This window comes from Nonomuraea angiospora, assembly GCF_014873145.1.
GTDB lineage: Bacteria > Actinomycetota > Actinomycetes > Streptosporangiales > Streptosporangiaceae > Nonomuraea > Nonomuraea angiospora.
The window spans coordinates 2,804,346-2,820,895 of the sequence record NZ_JADBEK010000001.1 but is presented as its reverse complement, the minus strand read 5'-3'; the positions used below and the strand labels follow the sequence as shown (position 1 = coordinate 2,820,895).

Here is a 16,550-nt window from a genome sequence, read left to right as displayed (position 1 = left end):
ACATGAAGATCAACGAGGACCGCCGTCGGATTCTGTCGGTGTTAGGCGCGGGCGGCGCGGCGGCCATGGCGCTGACCGCCACTCCCGCGCAGGCCGCCAAGCGGGACGTCCGGCAGATCGGCGGCGTCACCGACCTGCGCGAGACGCCCGGCCAGCCGGGTGAGCAGATCTATCTGCTGGGCTACTACCAGGCCGAGCCCGGCGTGACGCCCACGCCCGGCCGCGGCGGGGGCGACCTGTACTGGGACGAGAACAGCACCGAGCCCGACGACGGCGGCACCGTCTTCGCCGTCGCCGGCGTGGCCACCGGCCGATGGAAGCGGCCCGTCGCCACCACCGTGGACCTCGCCTGGTACGGCTGGCGCGGCACCGGCGCCGACGACGACACCCAGCGCCTGCAGAGCGCCGTCAACGCCCTGCCCGCCGGTGGCACCATCGCGATCGGACCCGGCAAGGTCCTCATCAGGAAGACGATCTCCGTCAAGCGCGTCCCGATCACCTTCGACGGCGCCGGCCACACCGACCACCCCGACCACGGCACCCAGATCCTCCTGGAGACCGGCGCCGCCGACGGGTTCCTGCTGACCGGCGTACACGGCGGCGGCTTCCGCAACCTGCAGATCCGCGGCCTCAACCTGACCGGCGGCGCGATGATCCGCACCGAACGGGCCGGCACGGCCAAGGAAGACGGCAACTACATGCTGGCCTTCTCCGACGCCCGCTTCCGCGACGGCCACAACGGGCTCGTGCTGCGGGCCTGCAACACGGTCAGGTTCCAGAACTGCGTCTGGAACACCTTCACCGGCGACCAGGTCATCCTGCTCAACGGCGTCGCCGACGACCAGCGCGCCGACCCCGTCGAGTTCGTGCAGTGCGGCATCGCGGCCGGAAGCGGCAACAAGACCACCGACAACGTCGTCATCGACGGCCTGGGCGGCTCGATCAAGTTCATCGCGACCGCCATCCTGTTCGGACGGCACGGGCTGTGGATGCGCAACACTACCGGCAGCCAGGCGCTGCCCAAGTTCGTCTACTTCGAGGGCGGCGGCTTCGAGAACGGCCACGGCGTGCCGGTCCTCCTGGAGGCAGGCGCGCAGGCCCAGTTCGCCAACACCTACATCTCCGCCGACGGGGAACACGACAACGTCCGCGTCGGCCCCAAGTTCGTCGGCGGCGCCACCTTCACCGGCTGCGTCATCCGCGGCGCCGGCCGCAACGGCATCGACGTGGCCTCCGCCCGAACCACGGTGAGCGGGTGCCTGATCGGCAACAACGGCAGGATGGCGCACCCGGACTTCGCCAGGCAGATCAGTGCCGTGGCCGGCAACGGCTCGGGCGGCGTCCGCGTCACCACCTCCGCCCCGCACGGCTGGGAGAGCGACGACCGCGTCACCGTCACGGGCGTCACCGGGCTGGAGGGACCGTGGACGATCGAGGTCGTCGGCGAGACGGCCTTCGACCTCAAAGGCGCCAAGCCCGGCGGCTCGTACGGGGGCGGCGGCGAGGTCTACCGGCACGGTGCCGGCATCAACATCCGCGAGCCGGCCACGCGCGTGGTGGTGACGGGCAACGCCATCGGCGGCTTCGCCGGCGACGGCGTCAACCGGCAGGACTACGGCATCGTCAGCGCCTCACCCGACGTGCTCATCAGCGCCAACGACCTCAACGGCAACCACGCCGGCGCCTACTCGCTGACCGGCGCCCAGACCGCGCAGACCCGCGCCTACGGCAACAAGGGCGTCCAGCAGATCGACGGCTGGCTCACCGCCCGCATCGACGGCGCCGTCACCGACGGCCTGCATGACCTGTCCACCCTGCTCTACGCCGACGGCCAGCGGCTGCGCATCGTCCGCGTCGCCAGGAAGCTGGACGCCGGGGCCTGCCAGGTGCGCCTGGACGCCGACGGCGACAGCGCCGGGGGGACGGCGATCGGCGCCACCACGACGTTCCAGACGACGACGCTCACCTCGCCGTACGTGGTTGACGGCACGGCCGCCGCGAAGCGGCTGCAGGTACGCGTACTCGGCAGCACCGGGGCCGGCGGGCTGGTGGTGCAGTTCGGTTACCAGGTCATCGCGTGAGCGGGCCCGGGACCGCACGCGGCCCATGACCCTGTGCGCGTCTGGCCGATGACTGTGCACTCGTGGCAGCAGCGCCTCGACCCGCTGGCTTCCGACAATGACGCCATGGCCGAAACGACCCACCTTCCCGACTACGACGCCGACGATCCTGCTGTGCTGCGCCTGCCCTACCGTGACATGCGCCGTCTGCAGGGCGAACGGCTGGCCCTGATGGCCGGCTACGCCTACGAGCGCTTGCCGTTCTGGAGGCGCAAACTGGACCGGGCGGGCGTCAGACCCGAAGAGGTCGTTGACGCCCGCGACGTCCCGCGGCTCCGGGCCATCCCCGGCCACCCGCGCCCGGAATAGACGGCGAATCCGCCTGCAGCCGCCACCCGTGAGCGGCCGCAGGCACCCGGCGCGATCGTCGGCAGCAGGTCAAGATGCCTCCGACTGCACCACCCGGACTGACCGGGAGGCGCGGTCCTGTCATCTTGGTTCGAGCACGACGAGTGGCTCCGATGTCCCCGGCGCGCCGTCTATGCCCAGCCGAAATGCTTCATGACGGCTTCGATGCCGCTCTGCAGTTGGCTCTGTTCGGCATTAGTCAGCGGAGCCTGATCGCAGTATGCCCCGACGAACGCTTCCCGGACGAGCTGGCTCGTCGGCCCCCAATCGTGGAAGCGAGTTCCGAGCAGCGCTGTCGCTTTGGCCAGGTCCGACACCCTTGAGCGGTAGGTCACCTCCTCGAAGTCGAGGACTGCCGTGATGCTCGTCCCGTCATGAAGGAGGTTGGCGGACCGGAAGTCATTGTGGACGAGCTGCTCATGCCGGGCCGACGGGCCGCCGCCGATGTGGTGGGGGTAGGCAGCCATCGCTTCGTGGAGCGTCGCCAGCATCCGGCCCGCCTCGATGACCTGCGCCGGATCTCCTACATCGAGAAGATCGCCGTCGATGACGGGAAAGACGCCGAGCGAAACGTCATCCAGCTCTACTCGAAGGCGACCGTCTCTTGCCGGAATCGGAGCAGCAACAGGGATGCCGCAGCGGTGAAGCCACATGGTAAGGGTTGCCGTATCGGCCAGGCGCTGGAACAGCTTTGAGTCGACGGACCATTTCGCGATGAGGCGTATGTCATCGGTCGTGATCCACGCCAGCAGGTTTCCGGCACTGATGACCAGGCGCTCGCAGTCATCAACCGTGATGGCCCAGGTGTCCCAAAGGGTGTCACCCACCCAGCCGGCCGCGGAAACAGCATCGGCGAAGCCAAAACGCTGGCTAAGAGCTTCTTCGGGGTCAGCTGACTCCCACAGCATGCTGAGCTGAGGCGTGATCTTCATGGTCTAGTAGTCCACCACATTGGGTCGCGCCGTCTGGTTCTGTTCGGGAGAACCGGTCCGCACACGGCACTAGGCCGCGAGGACTGATAGTCAGAAGTTCAACACGCCGGACTTGACAGAGAAGATGTCCACGGTGACCACCAGCCCCTCCGGGCCGACGATCTCGGCGATGAGTGCCGCGTTGTAGCCGCCGCTGCCGATCTCCAGCACTCGCGCCCCACGCGTGAGCTGGGCGGCTTCGAGCATCTCGGCTTGCAGCCAGGGAGCGCTGACGGAACTCGTTGCCTTGCCGCTGGCATCACGCTTGGTGACAACGGTGTCCATGGGGGAGTAAGCGGCGGCGATTGACGGCGCTTCGGGGGCGAACTTCTCACGTGGCACCTTCGCGAGGGCCGCCTCGGCATGTGGGGAGCGGATCCAGGCGCCTTCCTTGAGCTCGGCGACCATGTCGGCTCGCAGACGATCGGGGGACTCAGAAGGCAGGGTGTCGGTGGTCACTGCAGCGAGGGTAGCTGCGCCCGTGCGGCAACGTCAGAACATCCGGAGTATGGGAGGGCCTGGTCTAAGCCGGGTGAAGCATCGGCATCTCACCCGCGCGGATCGCACCCGGCGGACGGCCGCAGAAGGGTTGTGCGAAGCCGCCACCTTAGCCACCACCGCGTCGCCTGCGCCGTGCCCGGCGCAATGGAGGAGAGGTACCCGGCACCGACGTCGGTCTTACCGACGGCCTGGACCGGCCGTCCTGAGCCGTGATCGCCAACCGGCTGCGGCACCGCCGTAGGCCGCCACCCGGCAGGGGCGGCTGCGGGTGCTGGCCGCGTTCGGCCCCGGGTGCGGAGCACTGTGGCGGCGATCAAGTCCTCTCGCGGGCGCCGGCTCCGCTGACGGCCTCATAGGCGCGGCCGATGAAGACCGCCACCGTGGTCGCCTCATCATTCGCCGGCCAGTTGAGGGTGCTGTGGTCGTGGGCGGCCAATGAGAATCCGGCATCAGCACACGCTTCCTGCAGGCGGTGCATCGTCAAGCCATGGACGGTCCGGCCCTGGCCCGGTCCTCGGTTGGCGCCCGGTGGAGCGGCCGTCAGTGCCCCGGGTAGCCGCCGGGAGCGCCGGGAGCCATGCCACCGAGAGGCATGCCTGCGGAGGGCATGCCGGCGGCTGATCGGTGCTCCTCCTGGGCCTCGGTGATCTTGCGGATGACACCGATCGCCAGCACGGCCGCGATGAGCATCAGCGCGATACCCACCACGTCGAACCGCGCGGCGGCGGCCAGCGGCTCCAGTTCGTCGGCCTTGAACAGCAGGCGGCCGGCCACGTTGGCCACCCAGGTGCCGATCAGCCAGGCCGCCCACCAGGCGTTGAACAGCCCCCGAGGAGGCGAGGGGACGCGGGAGGAAGCAGACCAGATGTCGTCCACGATCTGCTTCGGGAACCAGAAGCTGACGATGGGCACCACCCAGCCGAAGATCAGCCACGGCTGGCCGCGCCGGTGACCGTCGGGTGCGAGGATCTCGGCGTTCGCCCGGACCCTGAACAACCACACCAGGAACGCCACGATGGCCACGACGTAGACGACCGTCTCCAGGATGCCGGACAGGCCGTAGACGAGATCGCCTGTGTCGATCTCCGCCTCGGGCACGGAGTCGACGTCGGCGATCATACGGTCCACAAGCGAGGCGTACCAGAGATCGATCACAGCCGCGACGATCCCCGTAAGCGAGTCGCACACCAAGGCCACCACGGCGAAGATGGCGACGCCGCGGACCGGGCGTAAGGGCATCTGCGGTGGCGGATAGCCAGGATAGGAGGGGGGTGGCGGATACATGGCGCGGCCCTTTCTGAATCGGGGCGTACCAGTATGTCGGGCCGGCAGCCAGGAAAGGATCATTTGGTCCGACCCGCCATCCTCTTGTGACGAAGCCGGGATCGTACGCTGTCGGTGACGGTCTTCGGTGCGCGATCCTGGTGTGGCGGGAACACGGCGAGCAGCAACTGTCGCCAATGAATGCCCGGCCGAGGTGTCGGAGCTGTGCTCGGCCGACCAGTTGGCCGCCCTGCGCGCTCGGGCCGAACAGCTGACCGGTCAAGCCCGTGCCGATGCGCCGGCGCTCATGGGTCTGACCTGCGGGGTAAGTTCTGGCGAGCTGGCCGCTGCAGCCACCTGCGCCGTCTCCTCAGCCGTCGGTGACGCCGGTCATCACGGGGAAGGTCAAGATCGACGGCGCGTACGCACCTGCCGGTGGACCTGCAAAGGGGAGCGGATCTCGACCGCATGCGGCGGGATCTTCGACAGCTTCAACACGCTGCCGTACTGATCCGCCGGGTATTTGTCGAACCCCAGCTGACCTCGGTTGGCGTTGGCGGCAGGCCGAGCGTCCCAGACGCTGACGCGCAGATAGGGGTCGTGCTCTAGCCAGCCTTCGAAGTCGTCGAGATGGCCGGCGACCTGCTGCAGGCCAAGTCCCGCCAGCAGCACCCGGCCAGCGTCGGCCGCGAGATCCGCCCGGGCGAATTGAATCTCCGCTCGCATCACCGCCGAGCACGACCGGCCCGGTCCCGCTGACACACTCGCAGACCAGGCCAGTCTCCAGCGCCGACGTCGACCAGTCCGGCCCGCTGCCCGGCCGAAACCCCGGGGACACTCCTGGGATGCACCCATGCCTACAGCGCCAGCCAACGTGCCTTAGTGCCTTACGTGCCTGAAAAGATCATCTCGCTCTGACCTGCGAGAAATGGCCGACAACCCCAGATATCGGTTGCGGCCAGCAGGTCCTGGCGCTGGGCCAGGCGGCGAAGAAGACCAGGGCGGACAGGTGCCGGTTCCAGGTGGACGCCGCGGCGGTGTCCCAGTCGGCGGCCAGTCGGCGGCAAGGAGCCTCGTGCGCGCCCTCCGCGATGAGTTCGCGGATGAGCTCGGCCAGCGCACCGAAGGCATGGAAGAAGAGCCGGCCATCCGGGGTGGCCCCGTGGAGGCCGGGAGGCGAAATCCCTCCCGGCGGCCCTACCACTCATTCGGAACGCCAGGTGCATATCTATGAAGCTTCAGCACCGGCTCCGACTGATCATCGGATTCCTGACCCAGACCACAAGAACCACAACGAATCCACGGAGCGTACGTACAGGCCCGGCTATTACTCAGTCTTGTTTAGCGCCGCGAGGATCTCATCATGAAATGCTCTCATTGCGCTTCGCTCGGATCCGGTCCTTGTTTGAAATTCCCAGTCTTCAAGTTTCCGGTCTGCCTCGCGCAAACCTGCCACGATCATTTGAACCTCTTCGGCGGAGAATTCGAGGGTGTAAGTATAGACTTGACCCCATCTCTCTTCCTTGAAGATGGCCTCAAGCAATGCCCGCATCGTGCTCCGCTCGAATCCGGTTCTTGTTTGAAACTCCCAGTCTTCCAGTTCTTGGTCTGCCTCCCGTAGGCCTACTATGATCACACGAAGCTCTTTGGCAGACAGTTCGAAACTGAAACGATCGGCGTGTAGTGGTACCGCCTTCATTTTCGCCCTTCCATCGGCACGTGATCACAGCTTATCCCAGTACGCTTGGCCCGTTTTCGGAGGGAAGGCCGTGCCGATATCCGGGTCCAACCTATTCCAAAAGACTACAACTCCATTTTTCCAGAATGCGACAACCCGGCTGATTCTTGACGTTCCTGGCTTCCCCGGTCTTGATGATATCTCTGATCAAATCGGCATATTCCTTGCGCGTGCTTGTGCCGGGAAACTCTTTTCTCTTTTCAACGCGCTTTGTGAAGCCGTGCCCATTTGCAATTTTGGTAGCGTAGTCAACGGGCGAATTGCGAATGAGTTTGATGAGCGTGGGACACGAGGTGTTGTGCACCAGGACGTCAACGCCGCCCGATCCCACATAATACGTGGGGATACCGTCGATGGACAGATTGTGGACCTTCTGTGTGGTCGTCCATCGCTTCACGCTGGTGATCTGAATCCTCGTGCCCACGGAGGTGCGTAGCCATGTCCCCGGCTGGAGATATGTTGCGTCGACCCAGATCGATTGAGGATCGGCTTTGTCTGCTCCCTCTGCCTTGATGGTGATCTCGACCAGATGCTTCGTGCCGGAACCGTTGATCAACGCAGTGACCTTTTTGGCTACCGTTTCCCCTGTGGTGGGGTCGGTGGCCAGGACTTCGTCCCCGACACGAACATCCTCGATCGGTTTATGGCTTCCGTCCGCCATCAGCACCAGGGTGCCCGGCACAAAGCTGCTGCACGCTTTCGCTATCCCGCTGCCCACCTTGACCAAGTGCTTTAAAGGCCTTGGCGACACCGCTGATGCCTTTTGCCGCAAGGCCTCCCCCTGGCACAAAGTTCAAGGCAAAGAACCCGCATCCGACCGCGCTTCCATTCATGCAGTCGATGGCGTCGCCGACGAGGAGGTCTGGTACGTGACAATCCGTAAGGTGATGCCTTCCCGCTATCCGGGAGTTCCGCCCAGTGGTGCCCTTCGCCCCACGCGCCCAGGCCGGGTGGATCGACACCGCCTTCGACACCGCACATGCAGACGAACGCACCTGGCGTGCTGCTCCCGATGCAGGCCGGACGCCGGGGCGCACCGCGCGGCCGCGCTGCTCGCCGCCCGCTTTCCCGGCGTGGACGTCTCCACGGACACCGTGGTCGAACTGTCGCGGCAGAAACTGCTGCCCGAGCGCGGCGAGCACAAGGGTGCCGTGCTGTACCGCGGCCGCGCGCTGGAAGCATTCGACGACAACCCCGCGTTGGAGGTCGCCGCCCAGCGGGGAGTGCTGCGCACGGGGGATGACGCGGCCGCCTACCTGTCGGTGCGCCGCGCGGACTTCGAGGTGTTGACCGGACTACGGCAAGCGATGTTCGTGTCCTCGTCCCATGCGCGACCGCCGCTCGGTAGGAACTCTCACAGTTACTCGGGATGGAGGCTGTGTGAAGGACACCGACCAGGGGGAGCGGGACATCGACGCGATCGGCCCGGGACCCTGGGGGCGCGTGGTCGCATCACGGGACGTGGTGCCGTACATCGTCATCGACCCGACGGGTGCACCGGTGCAGCCCGTTCTGCTGTTCCTCCGCGACTTCGTCGATGGAGGGAACGCGGCGGAGAGCGTGCGGAGCTACGCCTTTGCGTTGCAGCGGTGGTGGCGCTTCCTGCGTGCCATCGAGGTGGAGTGGGACCGAGCGACCTCGGTTGAGAACCGCGACTTCGTGCTCTGGCTGATGCGCACGACCAAGCCGCGCCGTTCGCCGCGTACGAAGACTGCGCAACTCGCCGGCGGCATCAACCCCGTCACCCTCAGGCAGCACCTCGACGACCGCTACCAGCCACGTACGATCCGCCACAGCAACGCCGTCCTGCGATCGTTCTACGACTACTGGATCGAGTGTGGCGAAGGGCCAGTAGTCAAACCCCATCCCACACAAAAGAGACAAGGGCCGCCGCCCGAACGCGCACCACAACCCCTTGGAGCCGTTTCGGCCGGAAGGAAAGCTTCGCTACAACCCGCCTGTGCCCAAACGGCGACCACGGGCCATGTCCGACGAGCGCTGGACCGAGTTCTTCGCCGTGCTCCGCTCGAACCGAGACCGAGCGATCATGGCTCTGGCAATCAGCACGGGCGCGCGGGCCAGCGAGTTGCTCGGCGTCCGCGGCGCCGACATCGACTGGGGCGATCAGCTGATTCGAGTCCATCGCAAAGGAAGTGGAGCCCAGCAGTGGCTACCTGCGAGCCCTGAAGCGTTCGTCTGGCTGCGCCTGTACCACACGGAGATCGGACAGATCGGCCCGAACGAACGACTCTGGAAGACGCTACGCCGCCGACGACGCAACGGTGGGCCGCCGGAACCCCCGAGATCTGGACTACGACTCCCTGCGCGCCGTCCTCGTGCGAGCCAACAATTCGCTCGGTGTCAACTGGTCGATGCACGACCTGCGGCCGCCACAAGGAATCCGCTCGATTCGGCCCATCCGCTGCGGTTGTGCGCGGGGCGACTGGCCATCGTGGGACCGGGCCACCTGCGTACCCGGATGGCCTTGGCAACCGGACGACTGCCGGTCGAGGCGGTCTATCCGGGCCGCCGCACCTGGCCTGACCTGCGCCCCGGCCTAGAGGTGCCGCTGACTGCCCGTCGACAGCAACTGGCCACACTGCTTCGTGAGAAAGGCACCACATGACCGCCGCCGCGTTGACGCCGCCGAGCGAGGTGTGGCGGCGCCAGGACGACGCTGAACAGCCCACCGGCGTCGACGCCTGTCCAGCCGGGTAGTCCCGGCCGCGGCTGGACGAACTGCCGCTGCCGTGGATCACCCTCACCCGCCGGTACAGCCTGCCGTCCGAAAAGCACGCTGCCGCGAGTTCTCAGAGTGCCGCCGACCGTGGCCGTGACCTTCCGCGATCTGCCGACGCCTCATCGCCGCCACGCTGTCGCCTCGATCTCGGCTCAGCGCCTCTCGGCCTCGATCTCGCCGATGATCTCGTCTTGGTGGGCGAATGCGGCGAAGTGCCCGCCTGGTACGAACCGTGCGCTCACCCGAGGGAGCCGTGCGGCCAGCCGCCGGGCCAGCGTGACCGGCACCTTGGGGTCTTCGGTCCCGTGCCACAAGCGCACCGGACCGGAGACGTCGGCAGGCTCGAATCCCCAAGGCCGCAGATATCGCCGCAGATCGTCGGCCATGGCCGCACCGCCCTGGCGGGAGCTTTCAGACAGATCCGCCACGAACGCGGTCCTGGCGTCGGCGTCGCGGACCAGCTCGCGGAATGCCCGTGCATCGGCGTCGGGCAGCCCGCGCTCGACCCGGCGGATGACCCTGTCGGCGTCGCCCCTGGTGGAGGCGCCCGTCATCGTGGCGGTGGCCGAGCACAGCCGGCGCAGCAGCCAGGGGGCATGCCGGGCCAGCCGCCAGTACAGCGCATCGCCGCGGCTGTCGGGAGCCCAACGTTCCCCGGGGCCGATGGGAGGCATGCCGCTGAGAATGGTCGTGCTGGTGACCAGGTCTGGGCGGGTGGCGGCCAGGGCCAGAGCGGGACCGGCCCCCATGGAGACGCCGATGACGGCGAGGCGGCCGAGACCGAGGTGCCCGGCCAGCGCGGCGGCGTCGCATGCCCAGTCGGTGAACCCGCCTGCCGGGTTGGCGGTCGACAAGCCGTAGCCGGGCCGGTCCACGGCGACCAACCGCACGCTGTGGCGTCGCAGGACCTTCGCGGACAGAGCCCACCCGGCCAGCCATCGGGAGGAGGAGAAGCCGTGGACGAACAGGCAGGGCTGCCCGGCCGAATCGCCGAAGACGGCATAGGCCATCCGCCGCCCGTCCTCCAGGGTGATGCTCTGCTGTGCCGAGATGGCGGTGCTCATAAGGATGCTCCCGTGGGTTACGGTCGGCGACCAGGGTGGAGTTGACGGCAGGTGGAGGTGAAGGAGCGGCGGCTTCATCCCGTGTCCTGCGCCATGCCGGTGCCGGCAGGCCAGGCCGCCACAACGCCGAGCGCCCACTCGGCCCAGGAGACGACCGCCTCCAGGCGCCGGACCCCGGCCTCCAGGCCGAGCAGCGCCGCTCGGTCGGCGGGCCGGTCGAGGTCGAGCCCCTTCTGCAGAACGCGCAGGCCCCGCAGGCGGGCCCGGTGGTACTCCAGTTCCTCGCGCAGGAACGCCTGGGCCTCCTCGGGCTCGACGGTCCACAGCGCGAACGTCCGCAGCACGGTCTCGTTGCGCTGGGAGTGGTCGGCGGAGGTGGTCGTCAGCCAGTCTCGCAGCGTGCGCAGCCCTTCACGGGTGATCTCGTAAGGGCGCCGGCCCCGCGGCCCCTGGTCCTGCTCACGGATGAGCCCATCGGCGGCCAGGCGCTTGAGCTCGGGATAGACCTGGGTGGGTTTGGCGTGCCAGACGAACATGAGCACTCCGTCGAACTCCTGGTTGATGTCATAGCCGCTGCGCGGCTGCCCGGCGATGAGCGTCAGCAGGGCCATCCGAAGAGACATGGAGAACCACCTTTTGCCAGAGCACGTCCAACTGTCCAGGTAATAGTAAAAGATTTTAGTGTGGAACGTGCATGTAGGAGAGTCCGGGGAAGCCGGGGTCGATATTGGTGAGCTCGCCGCTCGTGGCGGCGCGATCCGACGATGGCCCTGCCCGCCCGCAGCCGCCTCCACCGCGGCGCCGATCACCTCCGCGGTGTCGGCCCGCCGCGCCAGCACCCCGACCGGCAGCAGCATGTGGGGCGCCCGCAACCCAAGCACCGCGACCGCCGGGGCCGAATTTCCGCCTCGCCGTCGGGACCGCGCAACCGGCGCGATCGCCCGAATCCCCATCGGGCCAGCTCACCGCCGCATCGGGGCAATTCAGCTCACGATGGTTCAGCCTGCGCTCGACGCAGGCCGCATCGACCTCTACCGTGACCACGTAGTGCCTCCGGCACCCACGGCCCTCCCGGTCTCGGCGCCAATCGAAAGTGGGAGGGTCGGGGCCTATCACGAACGTGGTCACGCTGACCCGCACCCAGCCGGACGATCAACACAAACGACGCGATCGATTCCGCATCGTCAGATCACAGCGGCGAAACCCCAGCACACTGCCCGCTCATCTCCACCACGTCGTCGCACACGAAACCGGACATGATCCGCCAGCGTCCCCATCAGGAATGACTCAGGCGCTTCCTAGATCACCATCTTGAGTGACGGGGAACAACTGGACGACGTGTCAGACGTGTCAGACGTGTCAGACGTGTCATGAGCCGATCCAGGCCGGCGACCACGCTGCCTACCGTCGGCTGGTGCACCGCTTCGGGCCAGATCTTCCGCCGACGCCGTTGCAGCCGGTCAGGTCGAGGGGCGGTTGTCCGGAGGCTTGGGAGCGCACGGTGTGGACGTAGTCGTAGTCGATGCCCTGCTCGATCAGCATGTCGAAGGTCGCCGCGGCCATGAGCGGCATGGTGGAGGGGGAGGAGCGTTTGTGTCCTGGCCCGAGACGCGCGCCGGGCCCGCCCCGTGAGGGGTGGGCCCTTGATTTGGCCGGGGAAGGGTGGCTACCAGCCGCCCGTGTGGCGCATGCCGCCCGTGGAGCGTGCGCCGCCGTCTACGCTCGAAGGCGCCCAGCCGCCCTGGTCGCCTGCGGGGTCCAGCCGCCTTCATTGCCTCGTGTCGTCATGATGGTGAGCATGCCAGGTGGGCGTGAGGCGGGGCAATGCGCTGGTTGGCGGGGAGCCAGCTCGGGCCCCGCCGGGATTTAAAGCTCGCAGGCTTCTTTTCAAGCCAGCAGGCTTTTGGACCTTCGTGGGGGGAGTTCTTAAGCCAGCAAGCCAAAGATGTGGGGAAGTGGGATGCTGCTGCATGCGCGCCGTTACGCCGATCACCCCCGCGTCCTGCTCGTGGCTATGTTCCTCGGTATTTCCCGGCCGAGGTGGGGGACTGGGTACGCACCACAGCAGAGCGACTCATCAACGTGGGGCTGAACGGTAACCCAATCAACTCGCGTGACGGCAGGATTTGGCCCTGCGGCCGGGGTTAACGCGTAAGGCCCCCTGCGGTTGCGGAGGGCCTCACGCGACTGGCTTGATGGGCTGCGGAGGCGGGTGTTGTCACGACGGGCGCGTGGGTTCTCCGCTGCCCGGCTGGGCTTACTTGACCTGCGCCGTTAGATGTCGAATTCGCCTTGGTTGGCGCCTTTGAGGAATGCCTTCCACTCTCCGGGAGTAAAGACCAGTGCGGGCCCGTGAGGTTCCTTGCTGTCGCGGACAGCGATGATGTCGGGCAGATTGGTAGCGACTTCCAAGATGCTGTCGTTCTTTGTCGTGCAAGTTTCGCGAGATTGACGTACCCATTCGTGCCGTGACTGTTCATGCTGGGAGCCGACACAGTCGAAACGGCAGCGCGCCTGTCTCGGGGAGCTCGGGCAGTAACTCGGATAAGTCGGTGATTTCGTGCCAGCAGCAACCATACTCACGCAGATGCCGGACGTGGCCGTATGGGAAAGCGCTACGCTGCGCCGCGGCGAGAAAACGCCGTGGCAAGCCCGGCAAGCGGTCAACCTATGGCTGGCTGGTCGTCACCCCTTGGTCCGCTCTGATGCCCTTCAGGTGGTGTCAGAGCTGGTCAACAACGCCATCGAGCATGTGCCGGCGGGCCCGCAACGCGACTGGGTCAAAGTGCGACTCGGCTTCGGGGACGGTTTCGCTTGGAAGTGATCGACCCAGGCACCTGTGACCCGCAGCCGCGCTTCGTCGCGCTTCGGCAGGGTTCCATGGACGTATCGGGCCGTGGCCTGGGCATCGTGGCAGCCCTGTCCGTGCGCAGCGGCACCGCCCTCCTGGAGCGGGGCCGCCGCGTCGTGTGGGCCGACCTGACCACCGCTCAGCCCTCAGACGGCGGCGCGGGCGGCGACGCTGGCTTGCAGCCGTCGTGAACCGCGAAACCGCCAAGCTACAGGCAGAGCGGCCGCAGCCTGCCACCTCACCACGCTCAAGCATCCCCGGCCCGCCGCTGCCTTCGCAGTTGGCGGGTCGGGGACCCCCAAAGGCCGGACCCCCGCATCTGGCGCAGCCGAACCCCCCCATGGGGCCGATTGTGAGGAGAACGCCCATGATGAACGATCACCGGAAGGGGATCGACATCGACCTGTGTGCCCTCCACGTGGATGAGTCCCTGTTCGCTGACGTCGACGGCACCACCGTGGCCTGTGCGCTGATCGCCGACGCCGAGGACGCCTTCGCGGCGCGAGACATGAGCAACTTCGGCGCTGGCACCCTTCGCCTGCCCGGTGCCGCGTTGCGCAAGCTGGGCGTAGCCATCTATGGCCAGCTCAAAGAGCTTCCCGGGGGGCGCGGGCACGCCCCTGCGGCCTCCGGGAACCGTGACCGGCGCGGCGGTGATCCCCTACCCATCGCGCCCCGCCGCCGCGCCACAGGAAGTGATCAGATATGCGCCAGTGGTGGCCACATGTCCCACGAGGACTCTTCTGCATGGCCGAAACCTCCTGCTGCGAGGAATTCATCCTGGGTGACGAAGGCGGGGAGCACGGTCCGGTGTCGCGCCTCTGACGGAACCTTTAGCTGACGGTCACGCGCGAGGGGTTGGGCCATGCTCCCCGCCCGCGGATGCCGTCGGCGGTTGCCAGCCCAGGAGATCGTTCATTGACCGCAGCATCAGGTCCGGGCTCAGCCTGGCCGCCAGTGACATCCCGAAGTCCCGCAGCCACACCGCCGCAGGATTGCGGAGCTGGGTCACCTTGCAGATGGACATCGACCGACGCACCACGGCTGTCGTGCGCTCCAGGCGGGCGGCGGTGTAGGCGGCGAGGTCGGTGCCACTGTGGGTATCGATGCCACCGCCGCTTCCGTTGCCGTGTCCGATACCGCTGCTTGTGTTGGTGAGGTAGGCCAGGGTGATCGCGTCCTCGATCGCCTGGCAAGCTCCCTGGCCGAGGTTCGGGGGCATCGCGTGCGCGGCGTCGCCCACCAGCGCCACCTTCCCCTTGTGGTACGAGGGCAGCGGAGTGCGGAGGTAGTGGATGTCGTTCCGGATGATCTTAGCGGGATCGGCTGTCCGCAGCAGGGTCGGAATCGGCTCATGCCAGTCTCCGAACCTCCGCCGCAGCTCCTCCAACTCGTCCCCGAGCACGGTACCCGCAGGCAGCACGTCGGTCGCGTACACGTAGACCATGTCGTCGGCCATCGGGGTGATCCCGAACACCAGCCCCCTGCCCCAGCTCTCCGAGCCCGAGATCGTGAGATCTCCCCGCGGGATGAGGCCGCGCCAGGCCGTCACCCCTGCGTACGTCGGACCGGGGTGCTCAGGGAAGAGCGCCTGCCGGGTCTTCGAATGGATGCCGTCGGCGGCCACGATCAGGTCGGCCGCTAGATCACCGTCATCCGTACGCACCACGCCACCCTCGGCCTCCACCCCGGTGACTGTGGTGCCCAACCGCAACCGGTCCGCCCCCAGCGCATCCACGAGCACGTCCATCAACGTCGCCCGCAGCATGACCACCACCGAGTCCCCGAAACGGGCGTCCGCGGCTTCAGTCGTGGTGCGTACGAGCCAGCGCCCGTCGTGCCTCCGAATCCCTCCTTGCCCCTGCAACCTGGAGAGTTTGCGGATGGGATCGCCCAGGTCGAGCGTGTCGAGTGCCCTGAGGGCGTTGGCCGCGATGGCCAGCCCCGAGCCGATGGGATCGATCTTCGCGGCCCGCTCCAGCACGGTCACGTCCCATCCTCGGCGGCGTAAGGCGATCCCACTGGTCAAGCCACCGATACCGCCACCGATCACCACAGCTTCTGGCATCTCATGCTCCATCGTCGTCACTACGCCTGTAGTTTCACCATACTACGCCTGTAGTTTCATGGGCACTACCGCTGTAGTATCGGGTTCCGTGAAGCGCTCAGAGATCGTCGCCGACACGGCGATCACCTTGCTGGCCGACCGGGGCATGCGCGGCCTCACCCACCGGGCCGTCGACGAAGCCGCCGGCCTGCCGCCCGGCTCCACGTCCAACCTGGCCCGCACCCGCGCGGCCCTGCTGGAACTGACGCTGGCCCGGCTCACGGAGCTGGAGATGCGGGCTTTGGCCTCGGTGTTCGAGAGCGCCTCGTTCGAACTGTCGGACCTGCCCGCCGTCATGGCCGAGGCGCTGTACATCCAGCTGACGGATCGGCGGCGGACGTTGGCTCGTTATGAGCTGGCCTTGGAGGCGACCCGCCGGCCGGAGTTGCGCAAGATCTACGACGAGGCCGGCCACGGTTTCCGCGACCCCGCCGTCGCACTGCTGGCAGCCCTGGGCTCGCGGGACCCGGTGCGGCATGCGCGCCAACTGGTGGCGTTCGGAGAGGGCTTGATGTTCTACGCCATCGCGGGCGCGGGCGCCACACCCACCTTGGACGAGCTCATCGAGGCGATGCGCGACCTCCTCACCGGCATGGTCCGTTGACCTTTGTCTGGAACATCCTGAAGCAGGCCGGGATCGACCCCGTCCCGCGCCGTAACGGTCCGACATGCGCAGGAAATGGCAGGTCCAATAGACACGGATCCGTCGTTGATGCGCGGTGCGATGCGCAGACCGTGCGGTCGGCATGGCGGCTCCTCATGTCTTCGGCTGAGTCGTGTCCTGTGGTGCGTCTGCTTCCGGGACGCCGAAGCTGAAAAGCCGTACCGACAGTGCCCCGGCGGGTCG

20 protein-coding genes are annotated in these 16,550 nt (G+C 67.2%); 8 read left to right on the top strand and 12 right to left on the bottom strand.

Going from position 1 to position 16,550, the window contains the following annotated elements; genetic code table 11:
- Positions 1-2: 2 nt before the first annotated feature.
- Both H4W80_RS12960 and H4W80_RS12955 read left to right on the top strand, forming a co-directional pair.
- On the top strand, positions 3-2,081 hold the full coding sequence (locus tag H4W80_RS12960; RefSeq protein WP_192785323.1) for a hypothetical protein: 2,079 nt from the start codon (positions 3-5) through the stop codon (positions 2,079-2,081).
- Positions 2,082-2,129: 48 nt separating this feature from the next.
- Positions 2,130-2,429 (top strand): hypothetical protein, encoded by a 300-nt coding sequence (locus H4W80_RS12955; RefSeq protein WP_192785322.1) that lies wholly within the window; start codon positions 2,130-2,132, stop codon positions 2,427-2,429.
- 170 nt (positions 2,430-2,599) lie between these two features.
- Here the strand turns inward: H4W80_RS12955 and H4W80_RS12950 are convergent, their stop codons facing one another.
- From H4W80_RS12950 to H4W80_RS12920, 7 genes are all read right to left on the bottom strand, one after another.
- The gene (locus H4W80_RS12950; RefSeq protein ID WP_192785321.1) at positions 2,600-3,400 is read right to left on the bottom strand and encodes a phosphotransferase enzyme family protein; all 801 of its coding nucleotides are present in this window, start codon (positions 3,398-3,400) and stop codon (positions 2,600-2,602) included.
- Positions 3,401-3,490: 90 nt separating this feature from the next.
- Complete coding sequence (locus H4W80_RS12945; RefSeq protein ID WP_318786840.1) at positions 3,491-3,898, bottom strand: class I SAM-dependent methyltransferase; 408 nt, start codon at positions 3,896-3,898, stop codon at positions 3,491-3,493.
- Between the two features lie 355 nt (positions 3,899-4,253).
- Entirely contained in the window at positions 4,254-4,424 is a 171-nt protein-coding gene (locus H4W80_RS12940; RefSeq protein WP_192785320.1) for a hypothetical protein, read from the bottom strand.
- A 56-nt stretch (positions 4,425-4,480) separates the two neighbouring features.
- Positions 4,481-5,095 (bottom strand): DUF4328 domain-containing protein, encoded by a 615-nt coding sequence (locus tag H4W80_RS12935; RefSeq protein ID WP_192785319.1) that lies wholly within the window; start codon positions 5,093-5,095, stop codon positions 4,481-4,483.
- A gap of 513 nt (positions 5,096-5,608) precedes the next feature.
- Complete coding sequence (locus H4W80_RS12930) at positions 5,609-5,929, bottom strand: hypothetical protein (protein WP_192785318.1); 321 nt, start codon at positions 5,927-5,929, stop codon at positions 5,609-5,611.
- A gap of 601 nt (positions 5,930-6,530) precedes the next feature.
- Complete coding sequence (locus H4W80_RS12925) at positions 6,531-6,839, bottom strand: hypothetical protein (RefSeq protein ID WP_192785317.1); 309 nt, start codon at positions 6,837-6,839, stop codon at positions 6,531-6,533.
- A 154-nt stretch (positions 6,840-6,993) separates the two neighbouring features.
- Positions 6,994-7,713, bottom strand: coding sequence for a Hint domain-containing protein (locus tag H4W80_RS12920; RefSeq protein ID WP_225963400.1), 720 nt, complete (start codon positions 7,711-7,713; stop codon positions 6,994-6,996).
- 608 nt (positions 7,714-8,321) lie between these two features.
- On the opposite strand from H4W80_RS12920, the gene H4W80_RS62655 reads away from it, so the two are divergent.
- On the top strand, positions 8,322-9,128 hold the full coding sequence (locus tag H4W80_RS62655; protein ID WP_264085982.1) for a hypothetical protein: 807 nt from the start codon (positions 8,322-8,324) through the stop codon (positions 9,126-9,128).
- Complete coding sequence (locus tag H4W80_RS64525; protein WP_420540605.1) at positions 9,028-9,567, top strand: hypothetical protein; 540 nt, start codon at positions 9,028-9,030, stop codon at positions 9,565-9,567. Before H4W80_RS62655 ends, H4W80_RS64525 begins: the two co-directional genes overlap by 101 nt.
- A 266-nt stretch (positions 9,568-9,833) precedes the next feature.
- On the opposite strand, the gene H4W80_RS12910 is transcribed toward H4W80_RS64525, so the two are convergent.
- From H4W80_RS12910 to H4W80_RS12895, 4 genes are all read right to left on the bottom strand, one after another.
- The gene (locus H4W80_RS12910) at positions 9,834-10,745 is read right to left on the bottom strand and encodes an alpha/beta fold hydrolase (protein ID WP_192785316.1); all 912 of its coding nucleotides are present in this window, start codon (positions 10,743-10,745) and stop codon (positions 9,834-9,836) included.
- Between the two features lie 74 nt (positions 10,746-10,819).
- Positions 10,820-11,368 (bottom strand): PadR family transcriptional regulator, encoded by a 549-nt coding sequence (locus tag H4W80_RS12905; protein WP_192785315.1) that lies wholly within the window; start codon positions 11,366-11,368, stop codon positions 10,820-10,822.
- 778 nt (positions 11,369-12,146) lie between these two features.
- Positions 12,147-12,308 carry a hypothetical protein gene (locus tag H4W80_RS12900; RefSeq protein WP_192785314.1) on the bottom strand — a complete coding sequence of 54 codons (162 nt, stop codon included), beginning with the start codon at positions 12,306-12,308 and terminating at the stop codon, positions 12,147-12,149.
- A gap of 711 nt (positions 12,309-13,019) precedes the next feature.
- Positions 13,020-13,322 carry a DUF397 domain-containing protein gene (locus H4W80_RS12895; RefSeq protein ID WP_192785313.1) on the bottom strand — a complete coding sequence of 101 codons (303 nt, stop codon included), beginning with the start codon at positions 13,320-13,322 and terminating at the stop codon, positions 13,020-13,022.
- A gap of 10 nt (positions 13,323-13,332) precedes the next feature.
- Between H4W80_RS12895 and H4W80_RS12890 the strand changes: the two genes are divergently transcribed.
- The 3 genes from H4W80_RS12890 (at position 13,333) to H4W80_RS12880 (ending at position 14,437) form a co-directional block, all read left to right on the top strand.
- Complete coding sequence (locus H4W80_RS12890; RefSeq protein ID WP_192785312.1) at positions 13,333-13,569, top strand: ATP-binding protein; 237 nt, start codon at positions 13,333-13,335, stop codon at positions 13,567-13,569.
- The gene (locus H4W80_RS12885; RefSeq protein ID WP_192785311.1) at positions 13,560-13,787 is read left to right on the top strand and encodes a hypothetical protein; all 228 of its coding nucleotides are present in this window, start codon (positions 13,560-13,562) and stop codon (positions 13,785-13,787) included. Before H4W80_RS12890 ends, H4W80_RS12885 begins: the two co-directional genes overlap by 10 nt.
- A gap of 176 nt (positions 13,788-13,963) precedes the next feature.
- On the top strand, positions 13,964-14,437 hold the full coding sequence (locus H4W80_RS12880; RefSeq protein ID WP_192785310.1) for a hypothetical protein: 474 nt from the start codon (positions 13,964-13,966) through the stop codon (positions 14,435-14,437).
- Positions 14,438-14,440: 3 nt separating this feature from the next.
- Here H4W80_RS12880 and H4W80_RS12875 read toward each other — a convergent pair whose 3' ends face one another.
- Positions 14,441-15,664: an FAD-dependent monooxygenase gene (locus H4W80_RS12875; RefSeq protein ID WP_192785309.1), complete on the bottom strand. Its 1,224-nt coding sequence runs from the start codon at positions 15,662-15,664 to the stop codon at positions 14,441-14,443.
- A gap of 88 nt (positions 15,665-15,752) precedes the next feature.
- Here H4W80_RS12875 and H4W80_RS12870 point away from each other — a divergent pair, with 88 nt between their 5' ends.
- Entirely contained in the window at positions 15,753-16,307 is a 555-nt protein-coding gene (locus tag H4W80_RS12870; RefSeq protein WP_318786839.1) for a TetR/AcrR family transcriptional regulator, read from the top strand.
- Positions 16,308-16,550 lie beyond the last annotated feature (243 nt).